At 36.5% G+C, this 18,862-nt stretch carries 23 protein-coding genes; 3 read left to right on the top strand and 20 right to left on the bottom strand.

The features are described 5' to 3' along the window. The first annotated feature begins 14 nt into the window (after positions 1-14). Positions 15-431: a CoA-binding protein gene (locus tag LF845_RS01470; protein WP_242819213.1), complete on the top strand. Its 417-nt coding sequence runs from the start codon at positions 15-17 to the stop codon at positions 429-431. Positions 432-437: 6 nt separating this feature from the next. Beyond that, complete coding sequence (locus tag LF845_RS01475; RefSeq protein WP_242819214.1) at positions 438-1,040, top strand: MarC family protein; 603 nt, start codon at positions 438-440, stop codon at positions 1,038-1,040. Here the strand turns inward: LF845_RS01475 and LF845_RS01480 are convergent. Beyond that, complete coding sequence (locus tag LF845_RS01480) at positions 1,033-1,818, bottom strand: lysophospholipid acyltransferase family protein (protein WP_242819215.1); 786 nt, start codon at positions 1,816-1,818, stop codon at positions 1,033-1,035. The two genes, LF845_RS01475 and LF845_RS01480, sit on opposite strands and share 8 nt — an antisense overlap. 86 nt (positions 1,819-1,904) lie before the next feature. On the opposite strand from LF845_RS01480, the gene LF845_RS01485 reads away from it, so the two are divergent. Next, entirely contained in the window at positions 1,905-2,534 is a 630-nt protein-coding gene (locus LF845_RS01485; RefSeq protein ID WP_242819216.1) for a carbonic anhydrase, read from the top strand. Between the two features lie 28 nt (positions 2,535-2,562). On the opposite strand, the gene LF845_RS01490 is transcribed toward LF845_RS01485, so the two are convergent. The 19 genes from LF845_RS01490 to hypA form a co-directional block, all read right to left on the bottom strand. Further along, a complete protein-coding gene (locus LF845_RS01490) occupies positions 2,563-2,979 on the bottom strand; it encodes a F0F1 ATP synthase subunit epsilon (protein WP_242819217.1) in 417 nt (138 codons plus the stop codon). Positions 2,980-2,981: 2 nt separating this feature from the next. After that, positions 2,982-4,388: a F0F1 ATP synthase subunit beta gene (atpD, locus tag LF845_RS01495; protein ID WP_242819218.1), complete on the bottom strand. Its 1,407-nt coding sequence runs from the start codon at positions 4,386-4,388 to the stop codon at positions 2,982-2,984. A 13-nt stretch (positions 4,389-4,401) separates the two neighbouring features. Next, on the bottom strand, positions 4,402-5,259 hold the full coding sequence (gene atpG, locus LF845_RS01500; protein WP_242819219.1) for an ATP synthase F1 subunit gamma: 858 nt from the start codon (positions 5,257-5,259) through the stop codon (positions 4,402-4,404). Positions 5,260-5,271: 12 nt separating this feature from the next. Next, positions 5,272-6,780 carry a F0F1 ATP synthase subunit alpha gene (atpA, locus tag LF845_RS01505; RefSeq protein WP_242819220.1) on the bottom strand — a complete coding sequence of 503 codons (1,509 nt, stop codon included), beginning with the start codon at positions 6,778-6,780 and terminating at the stop codon, positions 5,272-5,274. 21 nt (positions 6,781-6,801) lie between these two features. Then, a complete protein-coding gene (atpH, locus tag LF845_RS01510) occupies positions 6,802-7,341 on the bottom strand; it encodes an ATP synthase F1 subunit delta (protein ID WP_242819221.1) in 540 nt (179 codons plus the stop codon). After that, the gene (locus LF845_RS01515; protein WP_242819222.1) at positions 7,338-7,895 is read right to left on the bottom strand and encodes an ATP synthase F0 subunit B; all 558 of its coding nucleotides are present in this window, start codon (positions 7,893-7,895) and stop codon (positions 7,338-7,340) included. Before LF845_RS01515 ends, atpH begins: the two co-directional genes overlap by 4 nt. A gap of 9 nt (positions 7,896-7,904) precedes the next feature. Beyond that, on the bottom strand, positions 7,905-8,330 hold the full coding sequence (locus LF845_RS01520; protein ID WP_242819223.1) for an ATP synthase F0 subunit B: 426 nt from the start codon (positions 8,328-8,330) through the stop codon (positions 7,905-7,907). A 119-nt stretch (positions 8,331-8,449) separates the two neighbouring features. Continuing rightward, positions 8,450-9,625, bottom strand: coding sequence for a phosphoglycerate kinase (locus LF845_RS01525; protein ID WP_242819224.1), 1,176 nt, complete (start codon positions 9,623-9,625; stop codon positions 8,450-8,452). Between the two features lie 71 nt (positions 9,626-9,696). Then, positions 9,697-10,695 carry a type I glyceraldehyde-3-phosphate dehydrogenase gene (gene gap / locus LF845_RS01530; RefSeq protein WP_242819225.1) on the bottom strand — a complete coding sequence of 333 codons (999 nt, stop codon included), beginning with the start codon at positions 10,693-10,695 and terminating at the stop codon, positions 9,697-9,699. Beyond that, positions 10,673-12,007, bottom strand: a complete 1,335-nt coding sequence (locus LF845_RS01535; RefSeq protein WP_242819226.1) for a PAS domain-containing protein — start codon at positions 12,005-12,007, stop codon at positions 10,673-10,675. Before LF845_RS01535 ends, gap begins: the two co-directional genes overlap by 23 nt. Further along, entirely contained in the window at positions 12,004-12,693 is a 690-nt protein-coding gene (locus LF845_RS11995) for a ComF family protein (RefSeq protein ID WP_242819227.1), read from the bottom strand. Before LF845_RS11995 ends, LF845_RS01535 begins: the two co-directional genes overlap by 4 nt. Beyond that, a complete protein-coding gene (gene gpmI / locus LF845_RS01545) occupies positions 12,671-14,191 on the bottom strand; it encodes a 2,3-bisphosphoglycerate-independent phosphoglycerate mutase (protein ID WP_242819228.1) in 1,521 nt (506 codons plus the stop codon). The genes LF845_RS11995 and gpmI overlap by 23 nt, the downstream gene beginning before the upstream one ends. Before the next feature lie 5 nt (positions 14,192-14,196). Then, positions 14,197-14,562, bottom strand: coding sequence for a TraR/DksA family transcriptional regulator (locus tag LF845_RS01550; protein WP_242819229.1), 366 nt, complete (start codon positions 14,560-14,562; stop codon positions 14,197-14,199). A gap of 32 nt (positions 14,563-14,594) precedes the next feature. Beyond that, the gene (locus LF845_RS01555; protein WP_242819230.1) at positions 14,595-15,050 is read right to left on the bottom strand and encodes a 23S rRNA (pseudouridine(1915)-N(3))-methyltransferase RlmH; all 456 of its coding nucleotides are present in this window, start codon (positions 15,048-15,050) and stop codon (positions 14,595-14,597) included. Positions 15,051-15,131: 81 nt separating this feature from the next. Beyond that, positions 15,132-16,955 carry an excinuclease ABC subunit UvrC gene (uvrC, locus tag LF845_RS01560; RefSeq protein WP_242819231.1) on the bottom strand — a complete coding sequence of 608 codons (1,824 nt, stop codon included), beginning with the start codon at positions 16,953-16,955 and terminating at the stop codon, positions 15,132-15,134. 34 nt (positions 16,956-16,989) lie between these two features. Next, positions 16,990-17,328, bottom strand: a complete 339-nt coding sequence (locus LF845_RS01565; RefSeq protein WP_242819232.1) for a YraN family protein — start codon at positions 17,326-17,328, stop codon at positions 16,990-16,992. Then, a complete protein-coding gene (locus tag LF845_RS01570) occupies positions 17,315-17,866 on the bottom strand; it encodes a ribonuclease HII (protein ID WP_242819233.1) in 552 nt (183 codons plus the stop codon). The genes LF845_RS01565 and LF845_RS01570 overlap by 14 nt, the downstream gene beginning before the upstream one ends. Then, positions 17,847-18,521 carry a hydrogenase nickel incorporation protein HypB gene (gene hypB, locus LF845_RS01575; protein WP_242819234.1) on the bottom strand — a complete coding sequence of 225 codons (675 nt, stop codon included), beginning with the start codon at positions 18,519-18,521 and terminating at the stop codon, positions 17,847-17,849. Before hypB ends, LF845_RS01570 begins: the two co-directional genes overlap by 20 nt. Beyond that, entirely contained in the window at positions 18,514-18,861 is a 348-nt protein-coding gene (gene hypA, locus LF845_RS01580; RefSeq protein ID WP_242819235.1) for a hydrogenase maturation nickel metallochaperone HypA, read from the bottom strand. Before hypA ends, hypB begins: the two co-directional genes overlap by 8 nt. Position 18,862: the final 1 nt, after the last annotated feature.

Below are 18,862 nucleotides of genomic sequence, written 5' to 3' on the forward strand. Positions count from 1 at the left end.
GGAGGATATTACTTATGAATAATATAACAGACGATTTTCTTAAGGAATTTTTAAAAAATGCTAAAGATATCGTAATTGTAGGCGCTTCAAACAAACCTGAAAGGGCAAGTAACGGTATTATGAAATTTCTAATGGGGAAAGGGTATAACTGCTATCCTGTAAATCCAACCGAAGATGAAGTCTTAGGTGTCAAGGCTTATAAAAGTATAAAAGATGTCCCTGTTACCCCTGACTTGGTAGATGTATTTAGAAAAAGTGAAGCATGCCCTGAAATTGTTAGAGAAGCTGTTGAAAAGGGAGCAAAATTTATCTGGTTGCAAGAAGAGGTCTACAGCGAAGAGGCAAAAAAGATTGCCGATGAAAATAATATCCCTATTATTATGGATAAATGTATCTTTAAAGAATTTCTAAGATTAAAAATGGTAGGATAATTTTGTATGGGGTTAATATTTTCTTCTTTTATCCATGTCTTTTTAAAGCTTTTTTTCATATTAACCCCATTTTTCGTCCTTTCTACATTCCTTGTCATGACAAATGACTTTAGTGAAACAGAGAGGAAAAAAACAGCCGTCAAAGTTACATTTGCCGTCCTCTTAATTACTTTCACAATGTATCTATTCGGAAAATATATCTTTATGGTCTTTGGGATTACTATCGACGCTTTCAGGATTGGTGCAGGAGTGTTGTTATTTTTATCCTCAGTCAGCCTTGTCCAAGGGAAAACTATAAGCCAAAGCAATCAAAAAGAAGATATTGCCGTCGTCCCGTTGGCACTCCCTGTTACTGTCGGGCCGGGGACAATAGGTATCCTCCTTGTAATGGCTGCAGAGAATAAATCTTTAACTTTAAAGTTAATAGACTGCGCAGGGTTATTCTTTGCCGTTATAGCTATTGGAATATTATTACTCTCTTCAGTCAAAATAGAAAAAATTATAGGTCAACGAGGGCTTGCCATATTAAGTAAAATAACAGGGCTGTTTATTGCATCAATTTCTGCACAACTTATATTTACCGGGATAAAAAACTTCTTATTTAACTAACAATATACGGATGCTCCCAACTTTTTAAATGCTCCTTTATAAATGATATGACAGCTTCATGTTCCTCATCGCCGCGACCCGTAATTGACATAGGCTTGCCAAATGCAAACCTTACCTTTCTTTCAGGGTATATTTTACCAAAATCCTTTATGAGTTTGCCGTTTGTCCAAGCATCAGTCTTAAGGGCTACGGGGACAACTTTTACACCGGCTTTTTTTGCCAACTTTATACCTATTGTGTTAAACTGCTTTGAATCAAACACGGGGGTCCTTGTAGTCTGTGGAAACACAATAACCGATACCCCTTTACTCAATTTTTCCGTGCCGTCATTTAATACAGTTTTTAAATCTTCTCTCGGATTATCCCTGCTTACTACAATCGGGTCTCTTGCAACCATTATATGTCTAAATACAGGGTACTCTACGAGACTCTTTTTTACCACAAAGGTAACGGGTTTTTTAGGATGAATAAGGCAAGGTAATATAAACGTCTCAAGAGTACTCATATGGTTGCCGATAAATACTACAGGGTCAGGCTCATTTGCAAAGTTTTCGACACCCGTAACCTCTATCTCGCACCCAATACTTTCCAAAAGTTGAAGTGTATCATAACTACTCTTTACCCATTCATCATCATTGTATTTCCCTTTTTTTGCTATACTGCTCGAACTAAATACAACCTTTAATAGACCTAAATAAAATTTAAGTGTAGGGAAATGTTTACTAAAGAAACCTAAAGTTTTCTTCTCTGTTTTATAATTATCCTTTAATGTTATCATAAAATTTACCTCATAAGCTTAAGTTTACTTGATTTAAAATGCTCAGCGATTATAATTTATTTACTCTTAAAATCAAGGGGGAAGAGATGGAAAAACTTATTCAAGGGCTTGTAAAATTCAAATCTGAAGATTTTGAAACTTACTCGGATGTTTTCAGTAATCTAAAGGACAAACAAAATCCTCACACACTTTTTATCGGCTGCTCCGACTCAAGGGTTGTGCCCACACTTATTACCAATGCAATGCCGGGTGAGCTTTTCTTACTAAGAAATATTGCAAATATTGTCCCTCCTTACAGAGAGGATGACCAATATTTTGGGACGCAGGCTGTTATTGAATATGCAGTAAATGTCCTTAATGTCGAAAATATTGTTGTATGCGGACATTCAAATTGCGGGGGGTGTAACTCACTTTTAAACTACTACAATCAAAATTTCAGTAATATTAAAAGTGTAAAAAAATGGCTAAGTTTAGGTCTGCCTGCCCTAAAAAAACTTAATGAAATTGCTAAAGAAAAATCTTTGCCTGTCAAAGAGTGGATGATCGAGCAGCTAAACATTATTGAACAAATAAAAAATCTTTTAACCTATCCATATATAGCTGAAAAATACAGCTCAAAAAAATTGAATATTTACGGTTGGTATTACATAATTGAAAAAGGGGAGATATTTAACTACAATAAAGAAACAGGATATTTTGAACCTATCAATATGTGAAAAAGGCCCCTGACGGGGCCCATTTTATCTATTTTCTATATCTCTCAGCTACTGAAACTCTTAAAAGCTCTCTTCTCAACTCTGCCTCAACCTTTCTGAATTTCATTTCATCTTCATGACGTGCCGCCTCAAGGGCTTTTTCGGCTTCAAGTTTCCTTCTGATAGCTTCTTCAAGGTCAATTTCACGACCAAGCTCGGCACTTTCAGCCAAAACAGTCACCTTGTCATTGACTACTTCAAAAAAACCTCTGTCAATGGCGACATAGTCCTCAACCCCATTCTGCTTGTAAACAAGCTCACCAACTCTTAAAGCAGTAAGAAACGGGGTGTGACCTGGCAAGACGCCGAAATCACCTTCCACACCCGGAGCAACCACTTCATCAACCTCAATATCAAGCAGCTGCCTTTCAGGTGAAACCAATTCCAATTTTAGCTTTTCAGCCATGATTATCCTCTTTTCTTAAGCTGTTCAGCTTTTTCATATACCTCTTCAATACCGCCTACCATGTAAAATGCCTGCTCAGGAAGATCGTCACACTTACCATCAAGAATCTCCTTAAAGCCCCTGATGGTATCTTTCAACTGCACATATTTACCTTTCATACCGGTAAATTGCTCTGCAACATGGAAAGGCTGAGACAAGAATCTCTGAATCTTCCTTGCCCTTGCAACAGTAAGTTTATCCTCTTCAGTAAGCTCTTCCATACCAAGAATAGCGATAATATCCTGCAACTCTTTATATCTCTGCAAAATAGCCTGAACCCCCCTTGCAACATTGTAATGCTCTTCACCGATAATATTAGGGTCAAGCATTCTTGAAGTAGAGTCAAGTGGGTCAACTGCAGGATAGATACCAAGCTCTGCAATCTGACGAGAAAGAACTGTAGTCGCATCAAGGTGTGCAAATGTCGTAGCAGGTGCAGGGTCTGTAAGGTCGTCTGCAGGCACGTAAACTGCCTGAACAGATGTAATAGAACCCTTATTTGTAGAAGTAATCCTCTCCTGTAATTCACCCATCTCTGTACCAAGTGTCGGCTGATAACCAACCGCAGATGGCATACGTCCAAGAAGTGCTGACACTTCCGAACCTGCCTGAGTAAATCTGAATATGTTGTCAACGAAAAGAAGCACGTCCTGCCCTTCAACATCTCTGAAATATTCAGCAATAGTAAGACCGGTAAGACCAACCCTCATCCTTGCTCCGGGCGGCTCATTCATCTGCCCGTAAATTAGTGCAACTTTATCCAAAACTCCTGATTCTTCCATTTCAAGGTAAAGGTCGTTACCTTCCCTTGTCCTCTCACCAACACCGCAAAAAACAGAATATCCACCGTGCTGCTTAGCGATATTATTGATAAGCTCCATAATAAGAACTGTCTTACCAACACCTGCACCACCGAAAAGACCTGTCTTTCCACCCTTGGTATAAGGCTCTAAAAGGTCAATAACCTTAATACCTGTTTCAAGTATTTCATTTCCTGTATCCTGATCTTCCAGTGTTGGAGCAGGTCTATGAATCGGCCAAAAATCATCGGCTTCAACTGCAGGTTTGTTATCAACAGGCTCCCCAACAACATTTAAAATCCTTCCAAGAGAATTTTTTCCAACAGGAGCAGTTATCGGCTTACCTGTATCTTCCGCATCCATACCCCTTACAAGACCTTCAGTTGAGGTCATTGCAACTGCCCTTACTGATTTTTCACCAAGATGCTGCTCAACTTCACAAACCACAACATTACCTGTAACTGGGTTTGTGAGCTTAATAGCGTTATAAATTTCAGGCAAATTACCGCTTTCAAATTTTACATCGACTACTGGTCCAATAACCTGGACTACCTTTCCTACATTTGCCATTATCTTCACTCCTTTATTTTAATGCCTCAGCACCGTTTACAATGTCTAAGATTTCCTTTGTAATTGCTGCTTGTCTTGCTTTGTTATATGTAATTTCAAGCTTTTTAATGAGCTCACCAGCATTCCTTGTGGCGTTGTCCATTGCTGCCATTCTCGCTCCGTGCTCTCCGGCAATAGACTCAAGAATAGCACTAAAGAGAGAGAAATTGAGATATCTTGGAAGAATCTCTTTTATCAGACTTTCCGGTGATGGCTCATATAAATAATCTATTACATTCTCACTGTCGGTCTGTTCAAGGCTTAGAGGCAGTATCTTTTCTACCTTAGGCACCTGATATGCAACAGACTTAAATTCATTGTAAATAGTATAGACTTCGTCTACAACGCCGTTCACAAAATCATCGCCGATAACTTTTCCCATTTCAATGGCATCATCATATCTAACTCTGCCACCAAAGGATGTGTATTTTTGTAATATTTCATAATCACGCTTTTTGAAAAAATCGTATGCCTTTCTTCCTACAAAGTAAAATTTAATCGTCTTTGAGGAATTTTCTTTTATAAAGGCGATGACTTTTTTTATCAGGTTGGAATTAAATCCGCCGCAAAGCCCTCTATCAGAGGTAACCACAACCAAACCTATACTATTCACGGTCCCCTTCTTTTGAAGGAAAGGGTGAACCTCTTCACTGACTCTGGCACCGATATTGTTCACAACATTCCTTATGTTTAATGCATAAGGCTTTGTTGCAATCATAGCCTCTTGAGCCTTTCTCATCTTAGCAGCAGATACCATCTTCATTGCTTTGGTAATCTTCTGCGTATTCTTAACCGACTTTATCTTCCTTTTTATGTCCCTCATTCCAGCCATTTAGGTTCCCCTTTAAGCAGAAAACTGCTTTTTAAACTCTAAAACAGCCTCTTTCATTTTAGCAGTAAGCTCGTCACTCAAAGCCTTTTTCTCTCTGATTTCCTGTAAAATTTCAGGTTTGTTTGTCTTAATATATGTCAATAACTCTGCTTCAAACTTTGTAACACTCTTTGTCGGGATATCATCCACAAGCCCGTTTACACCGGCAAAGATTGATATAATCTGCTCTTCAACCGGTACAGGCGAATATTGGCCTTGCTTTAAGATTTCAACCAATTTTTCACCTCTGTTAAGCTGAGCTTGTGTAGCTGCATCAAGGTCACTACCAAACTGTGCAAACGCTGCCAACTCTCTAAACTGAGCAAGCTCAAGTCTTAATCTTCCAGCAACCTGCTTCATCGCCTTAATCTGAGCAGAACCACCAACCCTTGAAACTGAAAGACCAACGTTAACAGCCGGTCTGATACCTGAATAGAACAGGTCACTTTCAAGGTAAATCTGACCGTCAGTAATAGAGATAACGTTTGTCGGAATATACGCAGAAACGTCACCCGCCTGAGTTTCAATAATCGGTAGCGCAGTCAATGAACCGGCGCCAAGCTCGTCATTTAATTTTGCAGCCCTTTCAAGAAGTCTTGAGTGCAAATAGAAAACGTCACCAGGATATGCCTCACGTCCAGGCGGCCTTCTAAGAAGAAGTGAGAGCTGCCTGTAAGCAGTTGCCTGCTTGGAGAGGTCATCATATATTACAAGGGCATGCTTACCCCTATCTCTAAAATATTCACCCATCGTACAACCGGAGAATGGTGCGATAAACTGTAATGGCGCAGGGTCACTTGCAGTAGCAGAAACTATTATTGTGTAATCCATAGCCCCGTGTTTCTCAAGTGTATCTACCACCCTTGCAACGGTTGATCTTTTTTGTCCGATTGCAACATATACGCAGATAACATCCTTACCTTTCTGGTTAATAATAGTATCCAAGACAACGGCAGTCTTACCTGTCTGCCTGTCACCAATGATAAGCTCCCTCTGACCTCTTCCGATAGGAATCATTGAGTCAATAGCTTTGATACCGGTCTGCAAAGGTTCGTGAACAGGTTTTCTTGCAACAATACCGGGAGCAATTTTTTCAATTACGTCATACTCATTTGTCTCGATGGGACCTTTTCCGTCAATAGGCTGCCCCAACGGGTCAACAACCCTTCCGATAAGTGCTTCACCGACAGGCACAGATGCAATCTTACCTGTCCTTTTGACTGTGTCACCTTCCTTGATATGAGTATATTCACCCATAATAACGATACCAACGTTATCCTCTTCAAGGTTGAACACAATACCGTAAACTCCGCCCGGCAATTCAAGAAGCTCACCAGCCATAGCATTGTCAAGGCCATAAACCTTAGCAATACCGTCACCGGCACTTAATACCGTGCCAATTTCTTCCATTTGAACTTTTTGTTCAAAATTCTTAATCTGTTCTTTAATGACCTTGCTTATCTCTTCTGCCCTGATTTGCATATCACGCAACTCCTTTTTTATTTATCCTATTATACTATCTTTTAATCTATCTAACTGACCTTTTACAGACGCATCAAACTGGACACTTTTAATTTTCGCAACAAGCCCCGCAATAATCGATTTATCAACTTTCAAATCCAAAAATACCTTTTTCCCAGAAACTTTCTCCAAGGAAGCCTTAATTTCATTTTTAATGTCGTCATTTACCTCAAAAGCCGTGGTCACTTCCGCTACCACTTCACCTTTGTCTTCCATATCAAGAAAGTTCATATATTCATATATTTCAGGAAGCAGGGAAATTCTCCCCTTATTAATGAGCAATACAAGAAAATTATACAAATCGGATGTTATCTTCCCATCATTTTTAAGCTTTCCAAAAAAGGAAACCTTCTCATCCCTTTTTATAAGAGGGGATTTAATAAAGTTTAAAAAATCCTGGCTTTCCTGCAGCACGGCAACCATCTCTTTCAGCTGCGAAAAAACAGAGTCAAACTTTCCACCCTCTTTCAAGGTTTCATAAAATGCCTGTGCATATCTCTTGGAAACAATATCGACTCTCAATTTATCGCTCCTATCTTTTTAATATATTCCTGCATTAATAATTTTTGTCTGTCACCAGAAAGCTCGTTACCAAGCTTTTCCTCAGCCAACTTTAAAGCAAGCCTAAAAGTCTCTTTTCTTAACTCTTCTTTAGCCCTATTCAAATCGGATTCTATCATATTCTCGGCAAAGCTTCTCAATTTGTCTATATTGTTGCTTGCTTCCTCCAAGATTCTTTCCTTTTCAGCCTCAGCAGATTTCATTGCTCTCTCTTTCATATCTTCAAGCTCTTTATTCATCTGAGCAAGCTTTGATTTGTATTCTTTTAACTCCGTTTCTGCTTGCTCTTTAGCCTTTTGAGCATCTGCAATGGCCTTTTCAATATCTGCTGTCCTTTTTGTCAGAAAATCGTTCAAAGGCTTTTTTAAAACTTTAACCAAAATAAAGGCAAAAACTGCAAAAACAATAATTCTCCAAAAAAGACCCATATAATCAGGCCCATGACTTTCAGCACCTTCTGATGCCAACACTATATGTGGTATCACAAAAATAAGTAACGAAAGTATCCTCTTCACTATTACCCCCTAAGCCACTTTGCCCAAAATTTTTGCTACAATTTCATCCGCAAGCCCGTTAGCTTCCGTTTCAAGTGAGACTTTTGCTTTCTCAACCTGTATTTCAAGCTCCTTTCTCGCTGTTTCTATCTTTTTATCTATCTCTTCCTTAACTTTAGATACTTTTTCATATGCCTCAGTCACAGCTTGTTGTCTAATCTTACCTTGATACTCTGCAACCTCTGCCCTTACTTGCTGTAACTTCTCTTCGTACTCTTTTTTATTTTTCTCAACTTCAGCCCTTAAATTGCCAGCTGATTCCAATAGGCTCTTGATCTTACTATCCCTGCTGTCAATATTTGACAACATTGGGTCATAAATCAGCTTCTTGCCTATAAAAAATATTATTAAAAAGTTTATCATTTGGATTAACAGAGTATAATCAATACTAATCATTACACCTCTCCTTTAAAAGAAATTATCAATGCGGTATACTGTATACAATTTATAATTATCGCGCAGACAGTATCAAAATAACCCGCTTTTGTCAACATTAAAAATAAGTTTTATTATTGTTAAATTTGCCCCTTCAGCACATCTATTCCGGGCAAATGTCCAAGTTCAATATACTCAAGAGAAGCACCGCCACCGGTTGAAACATGCGATAACTTGCTATCAGCACCGATTTTTTTAACAGCACTCACAGAGTCTCCGCCACCGACAACCACAACAGCATCAAGCCCAGCCAACAGTGTGGCAATTTCAAATGTCCCCTTAGAATACCTGCTATCTTCAAAAACACCCATCGGACCATTCCATAACACTGTTTTACATTCTTTAAGCTCCTGACTATACAGATTGACAGTCTTCTCACCTATATCAAGCCCCATAAGCTCCGCCGGAATATTAACATCGTTTACATAAACAGGCTCACCACAAAACTCTTTCGAACAAACATGATCAATAGGCGTAAATATTTTTACACCTTTCTCTTCCGCTTTTTTATAAATTTTCTCTACAGTAGCAATATGCTCTTTTTCAACCAACGAAATTCCAACATTGTAAGCTTTATATTCTAAGAAAGTATATGCCATTGCCCCGCCGATAAAAATCTTGTCAACCAAATTAATAAGGCTTTCAATGACACCAATCTTATCGCTGACTTTCGCACCACCCAAAATGGCACCAAAAGGTTTTTCGGGAGACTTTAAGAGCTTTTCAAAGTAATCAACCTCTTTTTGAACTAAAAAACCGGCATATTTTTCTTTAACCCTTAACGGCAATCCGTAAACAGAAGCATGTTTTCTATGACTTGTCCCAAAGGCGTCATTCACATATATTTCGGTAAACTTAGCCAGCTCTTCAACAAAGGCTTCCTCATTTTTCTCCTCGCCTTTATAAAACCTCAAGTTTTCAAGAAGTAGCACTTCCCCGGGTTTTAGCTCGTCAACTGCCTTAATAACCTTTTCACCGACACAGTCATCAATAAACTTTACCGGAAAGAAATTTTCATTGATATAACTTGCAACAGGTTGAAGAGAAAATTCCTTTTTAAATTCACCCTTTGGTCTGCCAAGATGGGAGGCAAGGATTACTTTCCCTTTTTTCTCTTTTATAAAATTAATAGTTTTAAGAGCCTCTCTTATACGAGTGTCATCCGAAACTTTACCATCCTTAATAGGCACATTAAAGTCAACTCTTACAAATACTTTTTTATACTCAAAATTACAAGATTGTAGTGACTTAACCATAAAACCTCCGTAAATTAATATAAAGAAAAAGCCTACAGTCAAAAACTAACCGCAGGCCTATAGGATATTTTTTATAAAACTTTTGTCGCCAGTTCAGCTATTCTGTTAGAATAACCCCACTCATTGTCATACCAACTAATAACCTTAACGCAAGTGCCGCCAATCACTTTAGTAAGTGGGGCATCAAATATTGAAGAGTGAGGATTACCATTAAAATCGATAGACACAAGCTCCTCTTCAACATACTGTAGAATCCCTTTCAAATCCCCTTCAGATGCCTCTTTCATAGCCATATTCACTTCTTCTTCAGTTACCGCCTTATTAAGGTTGCAAGTCAAATCAACCATTGACACGTTTGGAGTAGGCACCCTAACAGCCATACCGTCAAGTTTCCCTTTTAATTCAGGCAATACAAGACCTACCGCTTTTGCTGCACCGGTAGAAGTAGGAATCATTGACACAGCGGCAGCCCTTGCCCTTCTCAAGTCTTTGTGAGGTAAATCCAAAATTCTCTGGTCATTTGTGTAAGAGTGGACAGTAGTCATAATACCGTTAATTATCCCAAATTTATCATTTAATACTTTAGCTACTGGTGCAAGACAGTTTGTAGTGCAAGATGCATTTGATATAACATGATGCTTAGTTTTGTCATATTTATCAAAATTAACACCAAGAGCTACTGTTATATCAGGGTCATCAGCAGGTGCTGAAATGATAACTTTTTTAGCCCCTGCTTTTAAATGGGCTGCTGCTTGCTCCCTTTTTCTAAACACTCCCGTAGACTCGATAACAACATCCACACCCAATTCGCCCCAAGGCAAAATAGAAGCGTCTTTAGAGGAATAGACGTTAATCTTTTTGCCATTTACTATCAAAGCTTTTTCTTCGGCTTTCACATCGAAATTGGCAATCCCGTGGACGGAGTCATATTTTAAAAGATGAGCCAAAGTAGCCGCATCCGTAAGGTCATTTATCCCTACAAATTCAATATCAAGATTTCTCACCATGGCAGCTCTAAATGCACATCTGCCTATCCTTCCAAAACCGTTAATCGCTACTCTTGTTGTCATCACTATCCTCCTTAATATCTATAAATTTTTTCAACATACTTATTTCATTCACTACAAATTCATGAATATTTTTCAAATCTTTGTCTTCAATTTTTTTGCGTTTGTCAACCATATTAATCAATCTATCAAGAGAATATACAGATTTTTTTATCGCTTCCGCTAATCTCCCAGACTCGTCATTTTTTGCTTTTTTATAATTTTCCACAGCATTTTCAAGACGGTCGATTTTAAGCCTTAAATCTTTATTCTCACTCTTTAACCTTAAAACTTCATTTACTGTGCTTTGCTCAAGGACTTTTTGCAAAGCCAGTGAAAGTTTATTTACCTTAGTCTGAGACTCTTCATAAGCAGCAACCAACTTATCATACTCAGCCCTTAAAGAGCTTATTTCATTAATACTTTCTATTTTCTCTTTAGATATCTTAAATATTTGCTCTTTTGATTTTTTTAAGTTTTCTATTAAGTTATACTGCTCTGAGATATCGCTTAAATACTCGCCAAACTCTATAACAACTCCATTATTGTCAAAAATCGGATACATTGTATGCTCGTAGACAAACTTTTTACCATCTTTTTCAATTGTAATATGCTGACACACCGACTTTTTAGTTTCCATAACTTCACTTGCTTTACACCACTGACAAATATCATCGTTTTTAAATATAAGTCTGTAACACTTGCTACCTATAAACTTTGGTAAATCTTTCTCACCGGTAAAGTGCGACACGCTTCGGTTAACATTCAAAAGCTCATAATTTAAATCTATAGAAAACAGTGGAATATTTAGCCCGTCAATAAGCTTAAGCATCTTCTGTCTACTATTTCTCAAAACTTTGACAGACTCCTCAAGCCCCTCTATTTCATAATTCTTTTTAGAAATATCTTCCTCGAGATTAGAATATTTCTCATAAACCTCGCCAAGCTCCTTTTCACACTCCTCCAACTCTTCTCTAAGTAAGTCAACCTCCCTTGCAAGGTTTTTTTCAGAAAAGGCTGAAAGGTAAGAATACTCCATTAGTGCAGAAACTATCTGCAAAATTCCGAAATAGTCACTCTTATCTTTAATAATCAGTCTGCACACTGTCCCATCAAAAGTGACGGAAATTACAAAAATATAGACATATTCATCCTTTTGTTTAAAAAGTTTGAAAGTTTTATTCTCTCTTATGACATCAACAATTGCCTGCGGAATAGGAACTTCAACTTTATTTCCATTAAAAAAGGTGTGAAAATTATCGGAGTCAAAAAGCACTATCGGGATATCGGTCACTTTTTTAGACACATCTTTTAAAAAATCAAAAATTACATTCATCTAAAATGCCCTTTTGCCAGAATAAAGCAGTCAATATTTTTAGCGCCGCCCTCTTTTAAAGCCCTGGCACATTCGTTTACCGTTGCGCCTGTGGTTATTATATCATCCACCAACAAAATATTCAAACCTAAAGTGTCTACTTTGCATCTTATGCTATTTTTTACATTTTTCATTCTTTCTTTTTTCCCATACTGCCACTGAAACTTTGTATATCTATGTTTGTAAAGAATATTTGAATACTTTGCTCCTGACAATAAAGCAATATCTTTTGCAAGCATTTCAGACAAATGTACAAAGCGCATAAATCGTCTTCTAAAACTTACAGGCACAGGGACTACAAGGTCATAACCATAAAAACGGTTACTCTTGATATAATTTTCTAAAATATTTTTTATAAAGAATTTCTCTTTAACAGCAAATTTGAACTTTATATTTTTTATGGCTTCCCTTACATACTTTTCGTACCAACACGCCACATAAAGTTTGCTGTAATTTTTAGGCACAAAACAATTTTTGCAAGAAGAAGCCTCTACTTCAAGAGGGTAACCACAATTATTACATACAAATCTTACAAAACTTACTTCATTTTTAAAACAGTCATCACACAGATAGTCAAAAGATTTGATTTTGCAACCGCAAGCTGCACATTCGGAGTAAAAAACTTCATTTAATAATGAGTGATTCACCTGTCATCTGCTCGGGCTTACTTATATCCATTATATCCAAAATAGTCGGAGCTATGTCGGCTAATTTTACATCTTTGTGCTGCTTTAGTTTGCAATCGTAATTATAGACGATAAAGTGAACAGGGTTTGTAGTATGTGCAGTGTGCGGCTGATTATTTTCAAAATCCCACATCTGCTCGCAATTACCATGGTCAGCAGTAACAATTAAAACAGAATTGGTTTTATCCGCAACTTCTATTACCTTTCCGAGGGCATTGTCTACTGCTTTACAAGCTTTTATAGCAGCTTCTTCAACCCCGGTGTGGCCAACCATATCAGGATTGGCAAAATTCATTACAACTAATTGAATATTCTCATTTAGATAGATATTTTCAAACTCTTGAACCACTTTGTCCACACTCATCTCAGGTTTTTTATCATAAGTGGCAACGTCCTTCGGAGAGGGGATTAATATTCTTTTTTCATTCTCAAACTCAATTTCACGCCCACCGTTAAAGAAAAAGGTAACATGAGCATATTTTTCAGTCTCTGCAATTCTAAGCTGAGTAAGCCCATTTTTACTAATAACTTCACCAAGTGTATTTATTAAATCCTCAGGGGGGAATGCTATATCAAAATTAAACTTTTCATCATACTCTGTCATTGTGATATATTCAACGTTGACAGCCTTATCTCTTAAAAAACCACTAAAGTTTTTATCCGTTATAGCAGTTGTAAGCTCTCTCGCCCTATCAGCCCTAAAATTAAAGAAAAATATTCCGTCCCCGCCTTCAACCCCTTTAAAATTTGCCATTGAAGCAGGCTCAATAAACTCATCGGTAATATCATTTTTATAAGATTTTAAAATATACTCAGCAGGTGATTCCGTGACTTTGTTGTCAGCCCCTATTATTGAGCTATAAGCCTTTTGAACCCTGTCCCATCTTTTATCTCTGTCCATTGCATAGTATCTGCCTGATATAGTAGCTATCTCACCGTAACCGATAGCATTAAGATATTCTTGTAATTCATTTATATAATTGATACCACTTTTAGGTGGAGTATCCCTGCCATCCATGAAAGGGTGAATATAACTTTTTTCCACCCCAAAATCTTTTGCCATTTTTACAAGTGCTTTTAGGTGGTCAATATGGCTATGGACGCCACCATCACTTAATAGACCTAAAAAATGAGCACTTTTACCATTTTTTTTGAGTTTTTCAAAAAATCTTACAATGTTAACATTTTCATATATTTGTCCTGTTTCAACAGCTTTGTTAATCCTTAAAAAATCCTGATAGACCACTCTGCCAGCGCCTATATTTGTATGCCCTACCTCAGAATTGCCCATTTGTCCTTTCGGCAAACCAACCCACTCTTCACTGGCATTCATAATAGTCCAGGAAGCATTTTCCAAAAGAAAATTATAATTTACAGGATTTGATAATTTTACGGCATTATGCTCGCTGCTCTCTCTGACACCCCAACCGTCAAGGATTAACAAAATAACTTTTCTCATGAAAATTACATCCTTATTACACCTTTTTTCTCAAGCTCACTTTTACAGTCGGTACAATACCTTGCAAAAGGCACATATTCGAGTCTCTTCTCTTCAATATCTTCGCCACACTCAATGCAAACACCATAAGTGCCTTCTTCAAGCCTTTTCAAAGCCTGCTGCACCAATCTCAACTTAAGAGCATCTGTCTCAACTCTACCCAACATCAAATTTTTATTGTATAAATTATAAGCTTCGTCAGCCGAGTCTTTTCCATCATTGTCTTCACCAAGACTGATAGCTTCTTCGTATCTTGACTTTAACGATTCCAAAAGCTCTTTTTTCATTTTTAGTAATCTTTCACGGTATATCTCTGTTTTTTTAGGATCCATTTGCTCCTCCTAATAGTCTTAAGATCTATCTGTTACTTATGATAGGGATGACCAAACTTAATCGTCATTCCTCTATATATCTGCTCAGTTAACACTACAAGTGCCAGCTGATGTGCCAACGTTAGCTTTGATAATGAAATTACTTCATCGCAACTTTCTGTCAAGGAATTATCGTGTCCAAAAGAGCCGCCAATCAAAAAAGCCAGCTTCTTTTTATTTTCTAACAAATTGTTAAGCCATTTTGAAAACTCGAAAGAGTCAAAAACTTTTCCTGTTTCATCAAGAAGTATCCTGTAAAATCCATTAGAAGCATCTTTTAATCGCTTACCGTCTTCACGCTTTACGACAGCCGGGTCGCTGAAATTTGAGCTTTTAAAATCAGTAAAATCAACTTTCACATATGCTGACAATCTCTTAGCATATTCTCTGAACATATTTTGAGCCGCCTTATCACTCAATTTAGAGGCCATTACAATCTTAATTTCCATAAATTGCGGTAACATATATATGACATTAGGTATAGTGTCAATATCTTTATTGCCTGACCATATATTTGTAATAATTAAAAATTATAAAAACCTATTACCTTTAAGCTCTTGAATTAAATTTTGAAGTATATTTTCAGGCACCCCTGTTTTCTTTGAAACCTCTTTCAAATCTGCACTTAAAATATTTTTTATATCAGGGTATTCAATTAAAAGTTTCTTAGCTCGTTTTTCCCCAATACCCTTAAAGTTTGTCAAATTTGATTTTTTAATATTATTTAATGCACTTTTTCTGGCATACTCTATTACAAAACGATGGGCTTCGTCCCTAATCTTTTGCACAAACAACAAAAATGGATCATTTTTTTTAAAATTTAGGGGATTTTTTCTATTATGGATAAAAATATATTCAGGAGAAATATCACTTTCAATTTTTTCATCAAAGCTTTTACTTCTACCCTTAGCAATCGCTACTACTGATGCGGCGATATTATATTCTTCAAAGCCCTTAGTTGCTGCTTTAAGTTGCCCAAGCCCCCCATCAATTATATAAAGGTCACTTTTCTCCTCTTCCCCTGCTACTATCTTTTCCCCTTTTCTTTTTATTACCTGATAAATACTTTCAAAGTCATTATTGGCTATACCTCTTATTTTATATCTTCTATACCTGCTTTTATCAAATCTCTGTTCGTTAAAATCAAAACAAACGGAAGCTCCCACAGTAAAATCTCCATAAATATGCGATATATCAATACATTCAATACTTTTAACCTCTTTTTCTCCAACAATTTTGTTAAAGGCAGACTTAATTTTATCTATTCCAAGCTCACTCTCTAAAAATTGTTTAACTGCAAGCTCACTGTTTTTCTTCAAGATTTCAATCATCCCGGCAGGTATCTTTTTCCTTAACTCTACTTTTTTCCCTTTAAGCTCCGAAACAGCTTCTGCAACCATATCCTCCGAAAAGTCATCATTATATTCAAGAAGTGATATACTATCAGGTATTTGTCCTGTATTTTTGTAAAAATTCAAAACAATTTCAGAACAGGACAACAGCTCATCCCCTCCAAAACATTCCGAATCTATCCCGGTAATATTGCCATTTCTGACAAACATCTTTGTTACACTGAATATATCTTTATAATTGAAGTAAAAAATATCGGTATTCTTTGCAAAATTAACCACTGTGGACTGCTTGGCAAAGATATTCTTTAAGGATTTTAATCTATCTCTGTACAAAGCCGCCTTTTCAAATTTGAGATTTGCAGCGTAATCTTTCATCAGCATGTTATATTTGTTCTCTAATTCATCAACATGACCGTTAAAAAAAAGTTTTACATCCTCAACTATTTTCATATACTCTTCTTGAGTAATTATCCCCTCACAAGGCCCTTCACACTGCTTCATTTGATAGTAAATACAAACTCTACCCTCTTTGAACTTAGAATTTTTACATCGCCTTAAAGGAAAAATATAATGAAGATCTCTTACAATATACCTTAAATCTCTAACATTTACATACGGACCATAATAAGTAGCCTCTTTGTCATCAGTATTTCTTGTCACAATAAGCTTTGGATACAATTCACGTGTTATTTTAATATACGGGTAACCTTTTGCATCTTTAAGCTTTACATTAAATCTTGGTTTTTCTATTTTTATGAGGCTTGCTTCCAAAAGGAGTGCTTCAGTTTCCGTATTAGTAACGTAATATTTTAAATCAGCAACAAGCTCAAGCATTTTCAATGTTTTCGGCTGTTTAAAAGAGCTGTCAAAGTATGATTTTAATCTTTTTATTAGTGAGACAGCTTTACCCACATAAATAATTGTACCTTTTTTATCAATAAAAGTATAAACACCTGGTTGATTTGGGGCATTTTGGACTTTTTTTATCACATCATTTTTCAATTTATCTCACCTTTTGCGTAAAAATTAAATATTCTTACAGTGTAAAAGCATTTTTTACATGCTCTATATTGTTCTTAAGAATGGACACGACGTCAAACCTGTAAAGGGAATTTAAATTATTTTTTACAATAAAATACTCGGCTGTTTTTATTATTTTTTTCATTTTTTCATAGGTTACAGCATCTTTTGGACTGCCGTAATCTTCTGATAATCTATATTTAACCTCAACAAAGACAATCACTTCGCCATCTTTCATAATCAAATCAATCTCACCAAACTTGCTTTTGAAGTTTTTTTCAATTAGCTTATATCCGTTATTTTCAAGGAAATTCAGAGCAAGCTCTTCCCCTTTTTTCCCTTTAAATAATTTCACTTAAAAAGCTCCTTCTGTGAATAGGTGTAACACCATACCTTTTGATAGCATCAACATGCTCTTTTGTGCCGTAGCCCTTGTTTTTATACCAAAGATATTCCGGATAATAAATATGCAGTTTTTTCATCAGGTTATCTCTATAAACCTTTGCCAAAATTGAGGCTGCAGCAACTGACAAAAACTTATCCTCAGCTTTGAAGGGATGCTCCATAGGTTTTTTGATATTATTTAATTTTACTGCATCTACAACTACTTTGTCATAATCAGCCGTTATGCCGTTAATTGCAATATGCATAGCCTGCTTAGTGGCATTTAAAATATTGATGCTATCGATTATTTCATTACAAATCACACCGAAAGAATAGTCAACACAATTGCTAATAATGTAACTATAAAGACTTTCCCTCTTCTTTTCACTCAGCTTTTTTGAATCTTTTATCTCATCATTGAAAAATTTATCATCCAATACGCATGCACAAGCTACTACAGGCCCGGCCAGGCAACCTCTGCCAACCTCATCAACCCCTAATACCAGCATGTTTCTCTTCAATTTTGGTTTCAATAAAAGCTATCAAATCGTCAAGGCCAGTCTTTGTCTTACAGGATGTTCTAAACTCCACCAAATTTGGATTTATCCGCTTTGCATAGTCGATACATTTATCCACATCAAATTCCATATATTCAGCCAAATCTATTTTATTTACTATTATTGCACTTGAAGCCCTTATCATCGAAGGATATTTAGCAGGCTTATCATCCCCTTCAGGTGTGCTTATTACAACTATTTTAAAGTCTTCGCCTAAATCAAATGATGCAGGACACACAAGATTGCCCACATTTTCGATTATCAGCAAATCAAGATTATCTAAGTCAAAGTTAGGTAATGCATTTTTAATGCCGAATGCTTCTAAATGACAAGCCCCGCCAGTAGTTATCTGATAAGCTTTAATACCTGCTTTTCTTATACGCTCAGCATCATTTTCAGTTTCTAAATCCCCTTCGATTACAGCTAACCTATATTTTTTACTTAGTTTTGGTAAAATATTTTCCAATATACTTGTCTTACCACTTCCGGGAGAAGATACAAAGTTTATTACCAATACCTTCTTGTCCAAGAATAATTGTCTAAGTTCATTTGCCAATTTATCATTTTTTGATAATATTTTATCTTCCACTTCAATCTTTTTACTCATCTTCCACCTCAATCTCTTTTATATTCAATTCCTCACCGGAAATAATAGTCACATCATATGAACCGCAATTATGGCAGCTAAAAACAAAATTGTCGTATTCATCTTCTAAACCACAGGCATTACATTTGCCCACAATAGGGATATCATTGATAATTAGACTTGCCTTTTCGGCAACCGTCCCTTCCTTCAAAGCATCAAATGCAAATAAAAGTGAATTTTTTTCCACGGCAGCTAGCCTGCCGATATTCACTTCAACGGATAAAACAGATTTAACTGAATTTTTATGTGCAGTTTCAATGACTACATCAAGAAGACTTTGTGCGATGCTTGCTTCGTGCAAT

Origin of the sequence: Deferrivibrio essentukiensis (assembly GCF_020480685.1) — a bacterium.
Taxonomy (GTDB): Bacteria; Chrysiogenota; Deferribacteres; order Deferribacterales; family Deferrivibrionaceae; genus Deferrivibrio; species Deferrivibrio essentukiensis.